Source organism: Gimesia panareensis (assembly GCF_007748155.1).
Taxonomy (GTDB): domain Bacteria; phylum Planctomycetota; class Planctomycetia; order Planctomycetales; family Planctomycetaceae; genus Gimesia; species Gimesia panareensis.
Window position 1 is genome coordinate 4,022,161 of sequence record NZ_CP037421.1, and the last position, 18,667, is coordinate 4,040,827.

The 18,667-nt window shown below is 55.0% G+C and carries 15 protein-coding genes; 6 read left to right on the plus strand and 9 right to left on the minus strand.

The features are described 5' to 3' along the window. Window positions 1–262: 262 nt before the first annotated feature. The 4 genes from Enr10x_RS14945 (at window position 263) to Enr10x_RS14960 (ending at window position 7,978) form a co-directional block, all read left to right on the plus strand. Window positions 263–799, plus strand: coding sequence for a DUF6790 family protein (locus Enr10x_RS14945; protein WP_145106323.1), 537 nt, complete (start codon window positions 263–265; stop codon window positions 797–799). A 5-nt stretch (window positions 800–804) separates the two neighbouring features. Then, window positions 805–1,107, plus strand: a complete 303-nt coding sequence (locus Enr10x_RS14950; protein ID WP_145106320.1) for a hypothetical protein — start codon at window positions 805–807, stop codon at window positions 1,105–1,107. Between the two features lie 48 nt (window positions 1,108–1,155). Beyond that, a complete protein-coding gene (locus Enr10x_RS14955) occupies window positions 1,156–3,552 on the plus strand; it encodes a hypothetical protein (protein WP_145106318.1) in 2,397 nt (798 codons plus the stop codon). Between the two features lie 310 nt (window positions 3,553–3,862). After that, window positions 3,863–7,978, plus strand: coding sequence for a PAS domain-containing hybrid sensor histidine kinase/response regulator (locus tag Enr10x_RS14960; RefSeq protein WP_145450476.1), 4,116 nt, complete (start codon window positions 3,863–3,865; stop codon window positions 7,976–7,978). Window positions 7,979–7,993: 15 nt separating this feature from the next. Here the strand turns inward: Enr10x_RS14960 and Enr10x_RS14965 are convergent, their stop codons facing one another. From Enr10x_RS14965 to Enr10x_RS14995, 7 genes are read right to left on the minus strand one after another with little or no spacing between them, the layout of a single operon-like run. Beyond that, window positions 7,994–9,103, minus strand: coding sequence for an SAM-dependent methyltransferase (locus tag Enr10x_RS14965; protein ID WP_145450479.1), 1,110 nt, complete (start codon window positions 9,101–9,103; stop codon window positions 7,994–7,996). Further along, complete coding sequence (locus Enr10x_RS14970) at window positions 9,100–9,894, minus strand: DUF1295 domain-containing protein (RefSeq protein WP_145450482.1); 795 nt, start codon at window positions 9,892–9,894, stop codon at window positions 9,100–9,102. The genes Enr10x_RS14965 and Enr10x_RS14970 overlap by 4 nt, the downstream gene beginning before the upstream one ends. Further along, the gene (locus tag Enr10x_RS14975; RefSeq protein WP_145450485.1) at window positions 9,891–11,201 is read right to left on the minus strand and encodes an SAM-dependent methyltransferase; all 1,311 of its coding nucleotides are present in this window, start codon (window positions 11,199–11,201) and stop codon (window positions 9,891–9,893) included. The genes Enr10x_RS14970 and Enr10x_RS14975 overlap by 4 nt, the downstream gene beginning before the upstream one ends. Beyond that, a complete protein-coding gene (locus Enr10x_RS14980; protein ID WP_145450488.1) occupies window positions 11,198–11,995 on the minus strand; it encodes a DUF1365 domain-containing protein in 798 nt (265 codons plus the stop codon). Before Enr10x_RS14980 ends, Enr10x_RS14975 begins: the two co-directional genes overlap by 4 nt. Beyond that, window positions 11,911–13,245 carry an NAD(P)/FAD-dependent oxidoreductase gene (locus Enr10x_RS14985; protein ID WP_145450490.1) on the minus strand — a complete coding sequence of 445 codons (1,335 nt, stop codon included), beginning with the start codon at window positions 13,243–13,245 and terminating at the stop codon, window positions 11,911–11,913. The genes Enr10x_RS14980 and Enr10x_RS14985 overlap by 85 nt, the downstream gene beginning before the upstream one ends. Next, window positions 13,242–13,652 (minus strand): thiol-disulfide oxidoreductase DCC family protein, encoded by a 411-nt coding sequence (locus Enr10x_RS14990; RefSeq protein WP_145450491.1) that lies wholly within the window; start codon window positions 13,650–13,652, stop codon window positions 13,242–13,244. Before Enr10x_RS14990 ends, Enr10x_RS14985 begins: the two co-directional genes overlap by 4 nt. A 28-nt stretch (window positions 13,653–13,680) precedes the next feature. Next, window positions 13,681–14,631, minus strand: coding sequence for a sigma-70 family RNA polymerase sigma factor (locus Enr10x_RS14995; RefSeq protein WP_197997214.1), 951 nt, complete (start codon window positions 14,629–14,631; stop codon window positions 13,681–13,683). 250 nt (window positions 14,632–14,881) lie between these two features. On the opposite strand from Enr10x_RS14995, the gene Enr10x_RS15000 reads away from it, so the two are divergent. Next, window positions 14,882–15,760: a MerR family transcriptional regulator gene (locus tag Enr10x_RS15000; RefSeq protein WP_145450495.1), complete on the plus strand. Its 879-nt coding sequence runs from the start codon at window positions 14,882–14,884 to the stop codon at window positions 15,758–15,760. A 13-nt stretch (window positions 15,761–15,773) separates the two neighbouring features. Here the strand turns inward: Enr10x_RS15000 and Enr10x_RS15005 are convergent, their stop codons facing one another. Next, window positions 15,774–17,585 (minus strand): arylsulfatase, encoded by a 1,812-nt coding sequence (locus Enr10x_RS15005; protein WP_145450497.1) that lies wholly within the window; start codon window positions 17,583–17,585, stop codon window positions 15,774–15,776. Window positions 17,586–17,800: 215 nt separating this feature from the next. On the opposite strand from Enr10x_RS15005, the gene Enr10x_RS15010 reads away from it, so the two are divergent. After that, window positions 17,801–18,262 carry a VOC family protein gene (locus tag Enr10x_RS15010; protein WP_145450499.1) on the plus strand — a complete coding sequence of 154 codons (462 nt, stop codon included), beginning with the start codon at window positions 17,801–17,803 and terminating at the stop codon, window positions 18,260–18,262. A 5-nt stretch (window positions 18,263–18,267) separates the two neighbouring features. Here the strand turns inward: Enr10x_RS15010 and Enr10x_RS15015 are convergent, their stop codons facing one another. Further along, a complete protein-coding gene (locus Enr10x_RS15015; protein WP_145450501.1) occupies window positions 18,268–18,633 on the minus strand; it encodes a cupin domain-containing protein in 366 nt (121 codons plus the stop codon). Between the last annotated feature and the right edge of the window lie 34 nt (window positions 18,634–18,667).

Consider the following 18,667-nt stretch of genomic DNA (forward strand, 5'->3'; position numbering starts at 1 on the left):
TTCAACAAACTCGGGGGGCTTCCTCGTCGTTTCCTCTTCGAATTTCGATGTAATAAAGTATGATATACTCAAGTGACTGTTCTAATTAGATTTACGCCACATGACCACCGGTCGATTCCGGGGCTGAACCCTTTTGATTTCTCAAAAACTCGGCAGATGGTTAGCAACCCTAATGGAACGGCCGATAGATAACAACTGTATAAATGCTGTGACGATGTAAACTAACGTTATTATCATAACTTCCTGCAACAGAGAGTGATCTATGGGTAAGCTGATTCAATTTGTGATGGAAAATTTCACGCTCAGTTTTTTGATCCTGGGTCTGTTGGTTTCCGGAATTGCCCTGCTGGGCAAACCGCGACCACGGCCGAAAGCAATCCTGGTGGAGGCACTGTTTTCATATTTCCTGCTGTTTTCGATCGGCTGTTCTTTTTTCTACAACTTCATCATGCACTCGTTTTTCGGCGAGACTGCAGCCCGGTTTATCGGCTGGGCGCAGAGTCCGTTTCAGTTTGAAGTAGGAACCGCCAGCCTGGGTTACGCCGTTGTCGGTTTCCTGGCATTCCGCGGCAGTCTGGGTCTGCGGGCCGCAGCGGTCGTGGGTCCCTCGATGTTCCTGCTGGGCGCTGCGGGCGGCCACATCTACCAGATGATCACAGCACACAACTTCGCCCCCGGGAATGCGGGGCTGATTTTTTACACCGACATCCTGATCCCGCTGATCGGCTTTGTGCTGCTGGGAATGCAGTGCCGATACGAGAAAGCCGCTCATTCCACTGCTCCCGGGAAGGCAACCTGATTCCGATGGAAATCGACATTCAGCAGGAGCTGGCCGGCAAGAACCCGGCTCGTGTGGCGCCACAGATCAGGAAAAACGTCCGCATCCAGAAACTGCGCGTCCGCGCGCATCTGATCACGACCCTGCTGGCCCTGGGACTGTTCAGCCTGCACCTGCTGTTTGACTGGCTGCCGCTCTGGATTGCCGTCTGTGCGCTGATCGTGATCCCGATCTCGCTGCTGGGAATCTATGGCGACTGGCGCGTGCTCCAATACCAGCAGCAGAAACTGCAACTGATCGAAGAAATTCTGGAAACGCGGGACGAATAGTGAAAACTACTTGATCCTGGCTGCTGTAACTTACGTTTCACCACAGGTATGCAATCTCTTTCGGCGGAAACAATCAGGCATCTGAAATCAGACTGGCCCCGGCTGCTACTACTCGGACTGCTGGTCTTGCTCAGCCTGCGTCTGATCCTGGTTGTCAGCAGTTCCCCTGCCGGCTGGCGGTCGCTCCGGAATGACTGGGAAGACCAGGTGCTGCGCCAACTGGGCCGGACGACATCGATCGGTGAGGAACCTCCTCCGGTTCAGGCGCAATTCTGGCTGGATCAGGTCAACAGGATCCCGGCGACACAGACCGATCCCCAGGTCGCGCTGGGAGCAGCCTGGATGCTGGCCGAACCACAGTATGGATTCCTGAAACGAAATATCACATCCAGCCAGGACCTGCAGGAACGGTCAAAGGAAATTGTTAATACATTCGATCAATCCCAGGCGGAATATCAGTCACTCGGCCGTGCTGCCTGTCTGGAACAGGCGGCCATCGCCACACGCCTGGCTCCTGAGAATGTGGAATTCTGGAGACAGCGCGCATTGCTGCTGTTTGCGACCCGTAAAGAATCAGAACGAGAGCCCTATCCTGAGGACTGGCTGCAGGTGCTGGAAGAAGGTGCGGCCCACGATCCGGAAAATGCCCTCTATGACTATCTGGCGGCGCTGCAGTTCTACCAGCTGTCAGCCGAACCGGAGTGGGACGAGGAATATCAACTGACCCTGAAAATCACCGACCCACAGATCTACGCGCAAGCTGAGCAACGACTGCAGGCGGGGTTGAAAAAAACGACCCTGGATGTCGGCACGAGCACCTGGTCGGCCACACTGGCATTTTTAAAACAGACATCGCTGCCCCTGGAAGACCAGCTTAAAGCGGCAGAAGAGAGGAATGCCTCTTACCCCGCTATCAGTTTCGTCGCTCAACTACAACGCTGGCTGATCTATGCCTGCGAATCAGATCTGCAACATCAGAAGTATGATACGGTGATAAAAAATGCAGGTCATCTGCTGCGGATCTCAGAGCAATTAACGGGGCCACAGAATTTCTATGAGCAGACGTTCTTCAAATACAGCTTACGCACATCGGGACTGGGACAATTATTCATGGTGCTGCAGGTGCATCCTGAGTCGTTCACACCCGCGAAAACAGCAGAACTCAAGCAGGACCTGCAACAGGCCTGGCTGCGGGAAAAAATCTTTATGGAAGCCCTGGACCGTTATCATCAACGGCGAAAGGCGCAGCCTGCTGGTGAAGCATCCCTTGCAGCAGCGCTGACGGGACTCTGTGAACCTTTCATCTTGTTTCTGCTTCCGCTGTCGCTGTTGCTGATTTTGACAGCTCGCCTGACAGGTCAACCGGCTGACAGCCCTGCGCCTCGACCAGGCTGGTGGAGAACCCTGATTGCCTGGTTCTCTGGAGTGAGTTTGAGCCTGTTTATCTGGGGTGTGATCCCGGCTGATGTGGTCTCGGAACCCGTTTGGAACGTCCTGCTGCTGGTCCTCTGCTGGGTCGGTCTGATTCTGGTATTTACGGTTTCTCTGCGGCTGCTCCACAAGCGAGAGAACCTTACCTGGCAGCAGCTGACTTCATTGCTACTGGTCCTGGCGGCTCCCGTCCTGATCTATTTTCAATTCGCGTCCCTGCTGGCATTCGTGGAACAGAACTGGATCCACACTTCCCTGGCGCTGCTCATCCCGGTTTCGTTGCTGCTCGTCGCTCTTTATGGAACTGCGGTCTTCATTGTGATTCGTTTTATACGTTCCTCCGGGCGGTCTACACATCGCAAGCTGACTGTCAGTGGTCTCGTGTTATTGATGACGCTGCTCGTCTTTCCAGCGGGTGCAGAAGTCTTTCAAGCCAGCCTGAATCCCGCGGAAATGCATACCTGGTTCGGCCGTGACGTTTCCGTGGCTGATGAAAATCCCTTTCGCATGCTGGCCGCTTGGAACAGGCAACCGCAGAAACAGGTCCCCGCGTGGATCTGGATCTACCCGCAATGGACTGCCCGACATGGCGAGGGTTTCGCCGTTCTGCTGTCTCTGTCGATTCTGCTCAGCTGGTCTCTCCTGCGCTGGTCACGCTGCCCAAACAATCCTCAACCTGGTTCTACAGAAATCAGCCCACATCCACAGAACTGGCAGGCGGGTGTTCGCCTGCTGAGTCGTTCCAGCCTGATCGCCCTGCTGGCCCTGACGATAGTTTACCTGGCTGCCTTTCCCTCCGTGATCCATGCGGAGAACCGGGATCACCAGAAACGCTCTCAAGCCCTGCTCAACCTGCTGCAGCCCGTGCAGGAAGTGGAACGCATCCAATCAGAGATCAAACACGATCCGGCGCTGATGAAATCATTCAACCAGCAAATTAAAGGTATAAAACAGAGGCTGATTGAAGAAGCAGACCGGATTAATGATCGCACATTGGAAGAGGCATCCGAATAATCTGCACCACAGTTTCGCAGCTTCAATCCCGATTCAATCAGGCTGCTGGCACACCTCTCCGGATTTCACTGCCTGTTTTTACCCGATCTCCCCTTCCTGACACTCATAACGATTCTACCGCCTGTAGCGCAGTGAGGAATCTCCCTGCAACTGGGGGGAAGCCTGCGGTTTTTCACTCAACCTCGAAAAACCTGACCTAGGTTTCAATGGTGGTTGATGCGTCCCGTGGGGATACGATCACCTGCCCGCACCGATTCTGAATCGCACCACAGAATCGTCGGCTCTTTTCTTTACAGTATGAGATCAGAATATGCGCTCGGAAACGGTACTGAAAGTTCGCGCCAGAGGAATCTGGATTGCCTGCCTGTTGTGTTTGCTGTTGTCAGGGCTTGTCGGCTCAACGAATGCGGCAGACACAGCGTCCGCAGCTCCCGCACAGGGCTGCCCAGGAGGTCATTGCGCACTGAAGACTGCGAAACCGGAACTCCAGGCCGAAGGGCCGGCAACGTTCTTCGCGAAACTGTTTGACACAAACGATTTTCCGCAGCGCTGGTATTGTGGCACCTGGTCCACCGATGTGGGCTGGCTGCATATCCTGTCTGATATCGCCATCTTCGGCGCCTATTTTACAATTCCGGTGATGCTGCTGTACTTTCTGTTACAGCGGAAGGATCTGCCCTTTCCGCGCATCATCTGGCTGTTTGCGGCCTTCATCCTGTTCTGCGGCTTTGGACACTTAATTGAAGCAGGGATCTTCTGGTGGCCCGTTTATCGCTTTGCCGGTCTGATCAAGGCCTGCACCGCGATTGTCTCCTGGATCACGGTCTTTGTTTTAATCCGCCTGATCCCAGAAGCACTCAAACTGCCCTCCGCGGCATTGCTCGCCAAAGAACTGCAGCACAGCCAGGAGCGGCTCGACTTCGCCCTGGAAGCAGGACAGATCGGCGTCTGGGAACTGGATCTGAAAACCGACAACCTGCAGTGGGACCGGCGAACCCGGGAGATTTTTGACGTCGATCCTTCAGAAACAGACCTCTGTTTTGAAGATTTCAGCAAACGGCTTCATCCTGATGATCGCGAGCGGGTGGAAATCACCTTTAACAAGAGTGTTGAAACCGGCACTTCCTACAGTTGTGAATATCGCATCATTCATCGGAACGGAACCGTACATTACATCTATGCACATGGGCATGCCATCTATGGTGATAACGGCAAACCCAGATTATTTGTCGGTGTCTGCCATGATTACACGGAAAAACAACTCCAGAAAAATGCCCTCTCCGAAAGCGAACAGAATTTCCGCAGCACCTTTGAGCAGGTCGCGATGGGAATCGCACACGTGTCTCCCGATGGCCGCTGGCTGCGGGTCAATCATGGACTCTGCGAGATCCTCGGTTATGAGAACCAGGAACTGCTGGAACGAAACTGGCAGGAACTCACACACCCCGACGACCTGGAAACCGATCTGAAAAACACCGAAAAACTGCTGGCGGGGGAGATCGACTCCTATTCCGTCGAAAAACGTTATCTGACTTGCGAACAGACCGTCGTCTGGACGAACATGACCGTCTCGCTGGTCCGTCTGCCGACCGGGGAACCAAGGCACTTTATCTTCCTCATCGAGAACATCCAGGGACGCAAAGAAGCGGAAAAAGCCCTGCAGATGTATCATCAGAAGGTCAAGAAACTGTCGCTGGTCGCCAGCAAGACCAAGCATTCGGTCATCATTTCCGACGCCCAGGGATACATCGAATGGGTCAATGATGCGTTTACGAGCCTGACCGGTTATTCGCTGAATGAAGTCATGGAACGGCATCTCTGTGAAATCCTGCAGGGGCCGGAGACTTGTTCAGAGACCATCGCCAGCATCAAGGCACATCTGCAGCGTAAGGAAAGCATCGCCACAGAGATTGTGAATTATGATCGGGATGGCCGCGAATACTGGATTGAACTCAAGATTGACCCGGTGCTGGACGACGATGATATCCTGCTGAATTTCATCGCCACCCAGGTGGATGTCACCGCACGAAAACAGTCCGAACTCGCATTGAGAATCGCAAATTCCCAGTTCAGTAAACTGAGACAGGCCGACATTCTGGGGATCATGACCTGCCGATTTGACGGTCGTGTCGAACAGGCCAACGACGAACTGCTGCGGATCCTGGGTTATTCTAATGCAGACCTGGAGGAGGGCCTGATAAACTGCCAGGAACTGACGCCCGAAGAATGGCAGCAGCGCGACCGGGAAGTCCTGCAGGAAATGCTGGAAACCGGCGCCGCGAAACCGATCGAAAAAGAATACTTCCGTAAAGACGGTAGCCGGGTCCCCGTGGTCCTGGGGATGACGCGCCTGGATGAAGCGGAAGATCTCTGCCTCTGCTTTGTGCTGGATGCGACCGCGCAAAAAGAGACTGAAGAAAAGCTGAAAGTGGCGAAACAGGCCGCAGAAGAAGCGAGCCAGGCCAAGAGTGAATTCCTGGCGAACATGAGCCACGAGCTCAGAACGCCGCTCAACGGGGTGATCGGCATGACGGAACTGCTGGCGGGCACCAGCCTGAGCCAACAGCAACAGGAATTCGTCAATGCCTGCCGTAACAGTGGCGAGTCACTGCTGAACCTGATCAACGATATTCTCGATTTCTCCAAAATTGAAGCGGGCAAACTGGATCTGGACCTGCACAACTTCGACCTTGAAAAACTGGTCATGGACACCATGAGTACGATGGTCTGGCGGGCTTCCGAGAAAAACCTGGAGCTCCCTTGCGCCATCGATCCGGCTACACGGCTGATCCTCAAGGGAGACAGTTACCGGCTGCGCCAGGTGCTGGTCAACCTGGTCGGCAATGCGATCAAATTTACGGAAGCGGGTGAAGTTTCAGTCCGTACGGAAGCCGTTGACCAGAGCGCCGAACAGATTACGATTCGCTTCACCGTGAGTGATACCGGCATCGGGATCTCCCAAGACAAGCTGAACCGCCTGTTTCAGTCGTTCACGCAGGTCGATGCCTCGACCACGCGCAACGACGGAGGCAGCGGACTGGGGCTGGTCATTTCCCGCAACCTGGTCGAACTGATGGGAGGTTCGATCGGTATCGAAAGCCAGGAGGGGGCCGGTTCGACATTCTGGTTCGAAATTCCGTTTGACTCCATTTCTCCCACATCTGTGGCTCTGCCCATCCGCTCACCGCTGGCCGGTCGGCGGGCGCTGATTGTGGATGATAATCAGAAATGCCTGCAGATCCTGCAGAATTTCACCCGGGAATGGGAACTGGCAGTTGAAACCGCCAGTACTGTTGCGGAGGCGCTTTCCATTCTCGAACGGGCTCACGACAACGAACAGACCATCGACCTGGTGTTGACCGACCTCGATCTGCCTGACTTGAGCGGGCTGGTACTGGCCCGGGAATTGAAAGGATCGGGACCGAAAGTGGTTTTAATCTCCCGTTCACCAGAAACCCTGTTGAGCCAGAGCGACCTGGAAGAATCGGGCGTCGATGCCCTGGTGCACAAACCGCTGCTGCGTCACAAGCTGTACGAGGTCGTCTGCAACCTGCTCAACCAGCAACACTCCCTGCCCCAACCTCAGCGGACTCCACCAGCACAATCCGATGAAAACCAGGTCATTCTGCCAGCGACTATGGTCCTGCTGGCCGAAGATAACACGATTAACCAGATGTACGTGACTGAGATGATGAAGCAGTTCGGCTGCCTCTGCCATACTGCGGTGAATGGACTGGAAGCAATCGAAGCGGTACTGAATCACGACTATGATCTGGTTCTGATGGACTGTCAGATGCCGGAACTGGATGGTCTGGAAGCCACCCGGAGAATTCGTCAGCTGGAACAGGAGGGGGAACTGGACGATCACCTGCCCATCATCGCGATCACCGCCAATGCGATCAAAGGGGATCGAGAGCGTTGCCTGGAAGCGGGGATGGATGACTATCTCAGCAAGCCGGTACAGAAAGCGCAGATCAAAAAACTGCTGAAAAAGTTGCACGGAATCAAAGCCGGCCACCAGCAAACGAAACCGGAAGAGACAGAGACCGCTGTCCCTGACCGGGGAGCCATTGATACGGAATCTTTACTTGAGCTCTGCAGTGGCAACCTGGAGCTGATCGATTCGCTACTGGACGAACTGGAATCCACGGGCGAAGACCGGGTGACACAGATTCGGAAGCAGGCGGAACAGGACAATGCCCTCGGCGTCGCTGAAGCAGCACATTCACTGAAGGGCGCTACGAGCATTTTGTGCGCGACGTCCCTGCAGCAACTGTCAAAAGAGATCGAACTGGCCGGCAAGGAAGATCACCTGGAAAACATTGAGGCATTGATCAAAACGCTTTCCGAGGAGATGCAACGCTGCCTGAGTGAACTGCCACAAGTCCGGGACGAATTGAAAGAGAAGTCAGATCTCACTGATTAAAATTTCATCTCTGCATCAGAGCAGCGAATGTGTGGCCGATTTGCCCGAGGCTTCCTGGTGATGACAGTTCACGGTCGCTTTACTCAACAGGTAATGAGAGACGTACCACTCCTCTCCGGAGTCATAGCCGAACAGCTCCGCCACTGCCAGGAAGAAGAGCCGCCAGCGCATCCACCAGCGTCGCGCCTGCCGCTCACCATAGGTCTCCGCGAGGAGAGGCAGAATCTGTTCACGGCGCTGATCGAGATTTTTCAGCCAGGCCTCGGAGGTCTGCTGGTAATGGCGGCCATTCCAGCGCCACTGCTGCTCGACCTGCATGTCTTCCCGGAAGTGCGAAAACCAGTCGTCGGCGGGCATGATGCCGCCGGTAAAGAAGTGCCGGGCCATCCAGTCGTCGGCGTTCTGATCGCTGAATGCGTAGACATATTTGCGATGACAGAAGATATGCACGAACAGTTTCCCGTCGTCCAACAGCCAGTCCGAAATACGATTCAATAAACGGGCGTAATTCCGCATATGTTCGAACATCTCCACCGAGACAACGCGGTCATACTTTTGATCGGGCTCAAAGTCGTTCATGTCCGCTGTGATCACGTGCACGCGGTCCGCGTAGCCCTGCTGTTGCGCCAGTTGCTCAATCGCGGTCCGCTGGGAGTGCGAATTGGAAACAGCGGTGATCCGACAATGAGGATAATGCTCAGCAATCCAGAGGGTCAACGAGCCCCAGCCGCAACCCAGTTCCAGGATCTGCATCCCGTCTTCCAGCCCTGCATGCCGGCAGGTCTCTTCCAGGGCCGCGGTTTCCGCGTCATCCAGGGTGGTCACGCCCTCAGGCCAGTAACAGCAGCTGTATTTCCGCCGCGCACCCAAAACCTGCTCATAGAAGGCGGCAGGCACCTCGTAATGTTGCTCGTTGGCTTTCTCGGGAACTAGGGCAATCGGACTCTGTAAAGCCGCTTCCACAAATGCACGTCGATTCGCGGCATCCGCTTCCGGACTTCCTCCATCCAGACTGTCGAGCCGTTTGCTGCACAGTCTGTGAATCGCACTGCGGACCAGTACATCGGGAACCCAGCCCCGTTCCACACAATCAATGGCCAGATTGACCAGCAAATCGGTTTTCATGTTGTCACCTGTTTCGTTTTGGGAGGCCAGGGGAAAAAAGCACTGGTGGTGCGCTGATATTCGCGATACGCTTCGCCACGACTCTGGAGTGCCTGGGCTTCGGTGGGAGGAATCCCCGTGACATTGAGAATAAAGTGCAGCATCAGCACCGGCCCCAGAATCGTGAGCCAGCCCCAGGGAGCCTGGATCGCCAGACAGACGTAAGCCCACCAGTGCAGCCATTCAAAGAAATAATTGGGATGACGCGAATAGTGCCAGAGACCACGGCGGCAGACCTGCCCCCACTGTTTCGGGTCCAGACGAAAACGGGAGAGCTGCCGGTCGGCAATGAGTTCGCCCGTAATGGCCGTCAGCCAGATCGCGATTCCCAGATAGTCGAGGATACCCACGGGGGCCGTGCTGCGGGCGGCGATCAGCATTGGCAGCGCAAACAGCAGACTCCCGATCGCCTGGAGTTGATAAAACCAGAACAGTTTTCCCTGGGCGGCAGTGCCCCACTTTTCTTTCAAAGTCTGATAGCGTCCATCTTCGGGCATGGTCAGGACGCGATAGAGAATATAACCGCTCAGTCGGAGTGCCCAGAGCAGCGCCAATGCAGCAACGATCACTCGACGCGTGAGATCACCGTCCTGGCTCCCCCAGGCAAAGAACAGACTGATCAGGCCGACTCCCATGCCCCAGGCGACATCCACGATGCCCGCATCTCCCGTCCGTTTCTGCAGCAGCCAGAGCAGTGTCATGACGACCGACATGCCGGCACCGCCGATCAGAATCATCGACCAGGGATTCAAACCAGCACCTCTTCCGCTTCTCTGGTAAGATTCCGAATCGCATGATGCCGCACCGGATCAAAGCGACAGGCCGGTTTGGCCAGCAGCATCTGTACCGTGTTGCACTGACGCTCTTCAAAGGCGGCTTCGCAGTAACAGAAATAATAGTCCCACATGCGGATAAACGACTCGGAATAGCCTTGGGCTCGGACCTCATCAATCCGCCGATGAAAGGCTTCCCGCCAGCAGCGGAGCGTCTGCGCGTAATGGGGCGCGATGTCTTCCAGCTGCAGCAGGCGAAAATCGGTCACGCGAGATGTGGTCTCCAGCATCGCCGCTACAGAGGGGAGGCAGCCCCCCGGAAAAATGTAACGACGAATGAAGTCAACACTCTTCAGATATTCCTGAAACCGCTGATCCTTGATCACGATCCCCTGCAGTAACATCATTCCATCCGGTTTGAGCAGCTGACAGCATTTCTGGAAGTAGGTCTCGAAGAACTCGGCTCCCACCGCTTCGATCATTTCGATGGAGACCAGCTTGTCGTATTCTCCTTCCAGATCGCGATAATCTTTTAAGAGCAGAGTCACACGATCGGTCAGACCAGCGGCATCCACCCGCTCGGCAGCCAGATTGTATTGCTCCCGGGAAATGGTGGTGGTCGTGACTCGACAGCCGTAATACTGGGCGGCGTGCACGGCCAATCCTCCCCAACCGGTGCCAATCTCCAGCAGATGATCGCCCGGTTTCAGATTGAGATTCCGGCAGACGCGATCCAGTTTGTTGAGTGACGCTTCCTGCATCGTATCCGTCTCCTGCTCAAAAACGCCGCAGGAGTAGCTCATGGTTTCATCCAGAAACAGGCGGTAAAAGTCGTTCCCCAGATCGTAATGGGCGTGAATGTTACGGGCCGCACCGATTCTCGTATTCCGCCGCAACCAGTGCCCCGCCCGGGCCGCAGACTGACGGAACCAGGCGAGTCCACTTTCGAAGCGATCGGTGACTTCCAGATTGCGAATGAAGATCCGCACCAGCGCGGTCAGGTTATGACAGGACCAGTCCCCGTCGATCAGCGACTGTGCGATTCCCAGTCCCCCTTCAAGGACTGCCCGACGATAAAAGCGGGGATGCTGTACCAGCACCACGGAACTCAAACCGGCAGCGGGATCACCAAAATGGAATTCCCCTGTGCCGTCGATCAGGGTAATCTGACCGTGCTGCAGAGACTGCAGTTTTTTCAGCAGCAGTGTGCGACAGGTACTGTCCAGTATTCCTGCCGGTGCGGACGTATTCCAGGTCAGTTGAGGGGATTCATTTAACGTACTCATGATGTCCTCGCGTTGGGTTCGGAACCGGTTAACCGGGGGTCGGTAGACTGTTGATGTCGGGGATGTGAATAGAAGGGAACCCGTTTCCACCACAGGCGAAACGCCTGCCAGTAGATGGCTGCAAATACGTACCAGGTCATCAGCGGATACCCCAGCAGGACCCGCCACAGATTCCCGGTCGAGATTTCCCGTCGTTCCAGTTGCATCGTGACATCAAACACTTTTTCGTTTTCTCGATAGTTATCTATATGGACCGTCAGCTTCCGTTCCGGCTCCGTCAGCCTCCAGCCATACTGCATGTCCAGAGGCATGAACGGAGAAACGTGAAAGACCTTCTGCGTCAGCCGACGGTCCATGTTTGCTTCGATTAGCTCCCGGGTAATCACATAACAATGCTGTTCTCCCCAGGGGGTGTTATTGACTTCCGCGACGATGGTCTCCCAGTCAGTGCCTGCACTGTTGAAACAGTAATAAAAGGAGACCGGATTCATCACAAAACCGAAATACCGCAGGTGGGTCAGCAGGCGAATCGGTCCCTCCGGTCGGGGATGTCCCTGCTGTTCCACAAAATCTCGTATGGACCCGGCCAGGGGCTGAGCCGGATCTCCCATATGGTCCGATCGGCGGAATCGGGCCAGTGCCAGTCGGCGGGTAGACCAGCACCAGCGCCCCTGGAACACGGTTTCCAGTTCTTCCAGATCGAGATACATCAGGTAGATTCGATTGCGAAAGCTGTGTTCGACGGGTGTAAGTCGTCGGTGTCGAACCCAGCCGGTGTAGATTCCGCTTTCCATAGATCCTCTGAATTCATTAAATTGTGGCAGACCGCCAGGGCACTGTTCACGCCATCCTCGTGAAAGCCATTGCCCCAGTAGGCACCACAAAAAGAAGTGTTCCGCTGATTGATCACCTCAGCATGTCGCTGCTGGGCAGCAGCGCGTTCGATGGTAAAGATGGGGTGCGCATATTCGATGCGGCGGATCACTTTGGACGGATCGACGCGGTCTTCTCCATTGAGCGTCACGCTGAAAGTGTTTTTCGACTGCAGGCTCTGCAGTTGATTCATGTTGTAAGTAATCGTAGCTTTCCGGTTTTCGCCCCGGGGCATAAAGTAGTTCCAGCAGGCCCAGGCCCGCTGACTGCGCGGCAGGACGGACGTGTCGGTATGCAGTTGGGCCACGTTGGGTTCATAAGGAAACGCACAGAGCAGTTCGCGTTCGACAGGGTGTGCATCATCTCCCAATATCCGCAGCGCCTGATCGCTGTGGCAGGCGAAGATCACGTGATCGAACACTTCCGCGGCCCCGTTCAGAGGAGTCACCTCAACTCCCTCGCTCAATCGCCTGACGGAGCGGATGGGAGTCTGCAAGCGGATCGCATCCCGGAAGCCTGCGGTGATGGCTTTCACATACTGATGCGAACCGCCACAGACGACGCGCCATTCCGGTAGTTCCCGGATCGCCAGAATACCGTGATTGCGGTAGAACTCGACAATGAAACGGATGGGAAACTGCTCGAAAGTCCCAACCGGGCAGGACCAGATCGCCGACCCCATGGGCAGGAAATACTGGTCAATGAATTCGCGCGAGTAGTTTTCCCGCTTGAGGTATTCGCCGACCGTCAGCGTATCACGGTCCGACTCCAGCAGCGCAAGTGAATGCTTATTGAAATGAAAGATGTCCCGCAGCAAACGATAGAAGCGGGGATTGAACAGATTTCGGCGCTGGGCGAAGAATCCGTTCAGATCGGCACCGCGGTATTCCAATCCCGTACGTTCACACTTCATGCTGAAGCTCATCCGCGTGGGCTGGGAGGCAATCCCCAGTTGATCCAGCATACGGGTGAAGTGCGGATAAGTCTGGTAGTTGAAGACGATGAACCCCGTGTCGACCGGGTGCTGTTCGCCGTCCAGTTCGACTTCGATCGTGTTGGTATGGCCGCCGATGTAGTCATTGGCCTCGAAAAGTGTGAGCTCATGCTGATGATGCAGGAACCAGGCGGTCGTCAATCCGGAAATGCCGCCTCCGATGATGGCGATCTTCATGAATGCACCTCATGCTGATGCGATTTGATGTCACACTGATCCTGCTGGCAGCGCCCGGTGAGCTTTAATCTGTGCCGGGCAAAGTGCTGATAGAGGTAGTCGAGGCCCTGTGAAATGCCGGGCAGGCGGGTGGGCAGCATCAGCCAGCGGAGACCGATGGCTGAGTAGAGACGGCGAAAAACTTCCACGCCGGTCACCCACGTGCCGTCGGGTAGACGCCCCTGCATTTCCTGCATGAATTCATCCTGTGTTTTACCGTAGACGGCGGGATCAAATTCAGGAGCGGCGATGTCGGTGAAATGAATCTTATGTCGACGATCGAGTCGCTTCAGCAGATTGACCTCCCGGTTACAGAGGGGACAGTCGCCATCATAAAACGCTTCGATTTCACAATATTCAGATTTCATGATCCCTGTTCCCTGTTGATGCAGATTCTCAACCGCCGACCAGTTCGCGAATGGCATCCAGGCGCGAGCCTTCTGCGATCGCTTTCAGTTTGGCCACTGCCCGCTGTTCCAGCTGACGGACCCGCTCCTTGGATATGCCCAGTTCATCTGCCAGTTTCTGAAAGGTCTGAATCTTGCGATGTTTACCCAGGGCAAACCGGCTGCGGACAATGAACTGTTCCCGCTGATCGAGGGTATCGATAGTCTGTTTGAGTAGTTCGGACAGTTCATCCCAGACCCCAAGAACCATGAGAGGATTCTTCTGTTCCTGCAATTCTTCCAGGCTGCGTTCTTCTCCCAGCTGCTTGAACTTGTTGCGTTCCTTGCGACGATTAGCAATCTTGCGATAGGCATAATTGGAAATGGAATGGTACGCATAAGTGCTGAAGCGGAAGCCGCGTGAATAATCGAACTTCTCAATCGCGTGCATCAATGTCAGACAACCATCACTCAACAGCTCATCAAAGGTGACGCCGTTGGTGACGCATTTTTTGACGATGGAGACGACCAGCCGCATGTTGCTGCCAAAAATCTGATCCCGCGCCCGCTGGGCCTGCTGCAGCAGGTCCTCGATTTGTTCAATCTCGCTCTGCGCAACCCGCTCTGGATCGAGTCGGGAACGATACATGTTCGCCTTGAATTTCAGATAGTTCATCCGGCGGAACAGCTCCTGCTCCTCGGTAGAAGATAACACTTCGGCGCGACACAGGCGGGAAATCTGCGAAGGAGTGACGTGCTCTCCCTGCGTGGGAAAACTGGTTGTCGTCATGCCGTCTGTTTGATCTGCCGAAACAGTTTCTCCCAAAATCTCCTCATCTGCTCCGGGTTCGTGGAAGCACGGATTGGGAATGAAGTCAATTTCTGCCTGCAGAAGCTTCCGGGCACGTTCCGCCAGTTGCCTGGCTGACAGCTCACAATGATCTTTTGAACACACAATCATTTCATATTCCTGAGGATTCGAAAAACGTTCATTTCGTTCATTCCATTTATACGCATCGCAGACCTGAAAAACAATCTTAAATTCGTCCAAATCGTTCATTTTGTAGAAACTGAATCTATCTTATTGTGAAACAGGAACTTAGAAATAAATGACTTGTCAGAATATGGATCTCGAACTAGTATCAGAATACTGAATGCCTTTGTCCTTTTTGGATAACGACCAGATCGTTCAACTAGCCCCGATAAGATTCATGCACGAATTTCTAACATCGAAACAGGTTGCCCGCGCGATACAGGCCAGCGAATCCTCTGTGAAACGCTGGTGTGACAAGGGTGTGATTCCGACCCAATACACGGCGGGGGGACATCGGCGAATTGCCCTGCCCGACCTGATCGAATTTCTGCGATCGAGTAAGTACGATCTGGTACGACCGGAGGTGCTGGGGCTCCCCGCCACCACCGGACAGACGGTCCGCGTCATCGATCGGGCTGCGGGTCAGTTGACCGAAGCCCTGCTGAGGGGAGAAGAGGATCTCTGTCGACAGATCGTGCTGGACCTCTACCTGGCGGAACACAGTATCAGTTCGATCTGCGATCAGGTGATTGCCCGGTCTTTTGTCACGATTGGTGATCGCTGGGAATGTGGCGATGCAGAAGTCTACCAGGAACGACGCGGCTGCGAAGTGGCATTGCGGCTGCTGCACGAACTGCGAACTCTGATCCCTAATCCTCCACTCGATGCCCCCCTGGCATTCGGTGGTACTGTCGAGGGTGACCTCTACAGCCTGCCAACCACGATGGTGGAACTGGTTCTGCGCGACATTAAATGGAACGCGGCTTCACTGGGAACGAATCTGCCCTTCTCGACCCTGGCAGCGGCCATCGAACAGCAGCGCCCCCGCCTGTTCTGGCTGAGTGTCAGCTATATCCGTGATGAGCTGGAATTCCTGCAGCATTATGCAGAACTCTTTGACGAATTCGGAATGGATGTGGCGTTTGTGGTCGGCGGACGTGCATTGAAGGAATCGATCCGGCAGCAGATGCAGTATGCGGCCTTCTGCGATAACATCCGGCATGTAGAATCGTTCGCCCAGACGCTGCTCAGCGTCTCGGAAAAAGAGTCGAAATAGAACAGCCGCACGTTTACTTGCGTCTCACATAGACATAGTAGGCGCCACAGATCTCCTTGTCCTTTTCGTCCATCAACCAGGTCGTGAGCTCCAGCTGCCCTGGTTTGAGCGGAGTCTCGATTTTGATCGACTGACCATCGGCGGCAGGTTTGGCAGTGGCATCGAAACTGCCGATCCTGAGACGCCCTTTCGCAACCGGTAAGGCAACGCCCGGAGGAAGCTGACCGTCGGTGACTTTGACGGCCGGAGTGTTCTCGTTTAATTTCAGTCCACTTTCGCGGGGCCAGCGTCGGAGTTCGAATTCGAAATCACCAGGTTCGGCGATCGTGAGATGCCAGCTCCCGTTGCGTTTGATGCCGCGACGCACCTGTCCCTGTTGATCGACGAAGACATCCAGCCACTCACAGGCCGTGAGCAGCGAGGGATTCTCCGCATCATGCCCGATGACCACTCGCTGTGGCTCACCGACTGCAGGCTGCAGTTCCTGCCACCACTGATCCAGGTGGGCCTGCATTTTCTCGACCACTTCAGGATGCTGATCCGCGATATTCTTCTGCTGCAGTGGATCGCTGGTGAGGTCATACAGTTCCCGGTTTTCCAGCCAGCGCCAGCGTTTCCAGAGCACGGCGGCCCCCTCCTTGCGGGGATAAGACAGGAACGTGCTCTTTTTGTTACCGACGAACGGCATGCGGCTGTAATCGATCACCAGCATCCGGTCGGGTAACGCTTCCACTTCCCCCCGCATGCGGGGCACCAGACTCATGCCGTCCAGGCGCTGCTCAGGCAGCGGAAGTCCACAGAGCTCGCACAGCGTAGGGAACAGATCCTGAACGTGAATTAAATCATTCAGATCCCGCGCAGGTCCGAGTTTGCCATTCGGCCAGCGAATGAAACAGGGGACGCGATGCCCCCCTTCCCAGAGGGTTACCTTCTTGCCGCGCATGCCGGCGTTAAAATAATCGGGGCCCATCGTACTTCCGTTGTCTGTCAGGAAGATCACGACGGTATCGTTCCGCAAATCAGCATCACTGAGAAACTGTTCCAGCTTGCCGATGTTTTCATCGATGTTGGCGCACATCGCGAGATAACTGGTCAGGGCACGTTTGCGCTGCGGCTTGAGATGCTTGACGACCTCGGGATGTTGCTGCATGGCGGCTTCGATGGGCCGGCGATAATGATCGGAAACATAGAGGGGCCCGTGCGGCGCATTCAAAGGCAGATAGGCAAAGAAGGGTTGAGATGTATTCTGCGAGCGGATCCAGTTTTTCATTTCGCGAAAAAAGACGTCGGTGCAGTAGCCGCTCTGTTTTTCTCGGTGGCCGTTATGCAGATAGGTATCGTCAAAATAATCGTTCATCCAGAAATCGGGAACCGCGCTGATATGCGACGAGGGAAACCAGAGCGTTTCCTGGAAGCCACGGTCCTGCGGGCGGAAGGGATAATTGTCTCCCAGGTGCCATTTGCCAAACATCCCCGTGCGATAGCCGGCCGCCTGAAACTGATCCGCCATGGTTTTGAGTCCGGGTCGCATCAGCGTGCGTCCGCTGCTGACATTCATGGCGGCATTACGGAACGCATCCTGACCACTCATCAACTGCCCCCGGGTGGGAGTGCACATCGGCGCGACATGGAAGTCGGTCAGTCGAATGCTCTCGGAAGCCAACTGATCCAGGTTCGGTGTTTTGAGTAGTGGATTGCCGTGACAGGAGAGCTCTCCATACCCCTGATCATCGCTCATGATCAGGATTACATTCGGATGATCCTGGGCCTGCAGGGGAATGCCCCACGAGAACAGCAGCAGCAGCGTGATGAGCAGCAATCGCATCTGGTGTTTCCTCTGATAATTCACATCGTAGTAAGAGTCCACTTGAAAAAACGCGGAATTTAAAGCGTATCTGACAGGGGGAAAACAGTTTCAGTGAAATGCTATTCCTTTATCAGACCCCATTGTATAATGTGCGCATAGTCGGTTCAATTACAGTCTCGGCGTGTGGGTTCTGCCTCGCCTCCAGTCCCCCCAGCAGTTCAGGAGAATTAACGATGGCACCCCACTACATCCCCGAAGGCTACCACGCGGTCACTCCGTACCTGCTGGTAGAGGGGGCGGCAAAACTGATTGAATTTGTCGCGCTGGTCTTCGATGCGAAGACCGAACTGATCTCGTATCATGACGACAAAATCGGCCACGCTTCGCTGAGAATCGGCGATTCCATGCTGGAACTGGCAGACGCCTGCGAAGAATGGGGCGCCACTTCCGCGGCGCTGCATATCTATGTCCCGGATGTGGATTCCACTTTCCAGAAAGCACTCGAAGCGGGTGCCACCTGCCAGCGCGAGCCGGCAGATCAGTTCTACGGCGAGCGCAGTGCTTCGGTGAAAGACCCGTTCGGTATTCAGTGGCACATCGCCACCCAGATTGAAGTCCTTACCAAAGAAGAACTGTTGCACAGAGCCGAAGAGTTCAAGCAGCAGCAATTCCATCAACAGCAGCAACAGCAATAAGCTGATCAGACCTCGTCTGACTCTGTGGGAATGTACTTGTTAAACAGCTCTGCGTAGTCTTCGCGCACCGGGCTGAAAACATCCAGTACGACTGCCGGCCCGTCGACGGCGATCGCCTGGTGAGGGGTATTCGGCGGAATGATAAACATCGCCCCCGCTTCCACGGTCCGCACTTCATCCCCCATCGTCAGTTCCAGCTTGCCTTTAAGGAGCATGCCCCCCTGCTCGTGGGGATGGTGATGCATCGGCACGATGGCCCCTTCGTCCATCTCCAGGTAAGAGAGCATCAGATTTTCCCCGTAGGGGGTCCGCATTTTACAGCCGGGCAGCACTTCCAGAGGCTGGACGGATTCGATATCAATAAAGGGCATCTTTGCTGAACTCCTTTGCATGAGAGTGGTTGCC

Bases quoted from the DNA above. Each gene is read 5' to 3' on its own strand.
- Enr10x_RS14945 (WP_145106323.1), top strand. From the start codon at position 263: ATGGGTAAGCTGATTCAATTTGTGATGGAAAATTTCACGCTCAGTTTT.
- Enr10x_RS14950 (WP_145106320.1), top strand. From the start codon at position 805: ATGGAAATCGACATTCAGCAGGAGCTGGCCGGCAAGAACCCGGCTCGT.
- Enr10x_RS14955 (WP_145106318.1), top strand. From the start codon at position 1,156: ATGCAATCTCTTTCGGCGGAAACAATCAGGCATCTGAAATCAGACTGG.
- Enr10x_RS14960 (WP_145450476.1), top strand. From the start codon at position 3,863: ATGCGCTCGGAAACGGTACTGAAAGTTCGCGCCAGAGGAATCTGGATT.
- Enr10x_RS14965 (WP_145450479.1), bottom strand. From the start codon at position 9,103: ATGAAAACCGATTTGCTGGTCAATCTGGCCATTGATTGTGTGGAACGG.
- Enr10x_RS14975 (WP_145450485.1), bottom strand. From the start codon at position 11,201: ATGAGTACGTTAAATGAATCCCCTCAACTGACCTGGAATACGTCCGCA.
- Enr10x_RS14980 (WP_145450488.1), bottom strand. From the start codon at position 11,995: ATGGAAAGCGGAATCTACACCGGCTGGGTTCGACACCGACGACTTACA.
- Enr10x_RS14985 (WP_145450490.1), bottom strand. From the start codon at position 13,245: ATGAAGATCGCCATCATCGGAGGCGGCATTTCCGGATTGACGACCGCC.
- Enr10x_RS14990 (WP_145450491.1), bottom strand. From the start codon at position 13,652: ATGAAATCTGAATATTGTGAAATCGAAGCGTTTTATGATGGCGACTGT.
- Enr10x_RS14995 (WP_197997214.1), bottom strand. From the start codon at position 14,631: ATGATTGTGTGTTCAAAAGATCATTGTGAGCTGTCAGCCAGGCAACTG.
- Enr10x_RS15000 (WP_145450495.1), top strand. From the start codon at position 14,882: ATGCACGAATTTCTAACATCGAAACAGGTTGCCCGCGCGATACAGGCC.
- Enr10x_RS15005 (WP_145450497.1), bottom strand. From the start codon at position 17,585: ATGCGATTGCTGCTCATCACGCTGCTGCTGCTGTTCTCGTGGGGCATT.
- Enr10x_RS15010 (WP_145450499.1), top strand. From the start codon at position 17,801: ATGGCACCCCACTACATCCCCGAAGGCTACCACGCGGTCACTCCGTAC.
- Enr10x_RS15015 (WP_145450501.1), bottom strand. From the start codon at position 18,633: ATGCCCTTTATTGATATCGAATCCGTCCAGCCTCTGGAAGTGCTGCCC.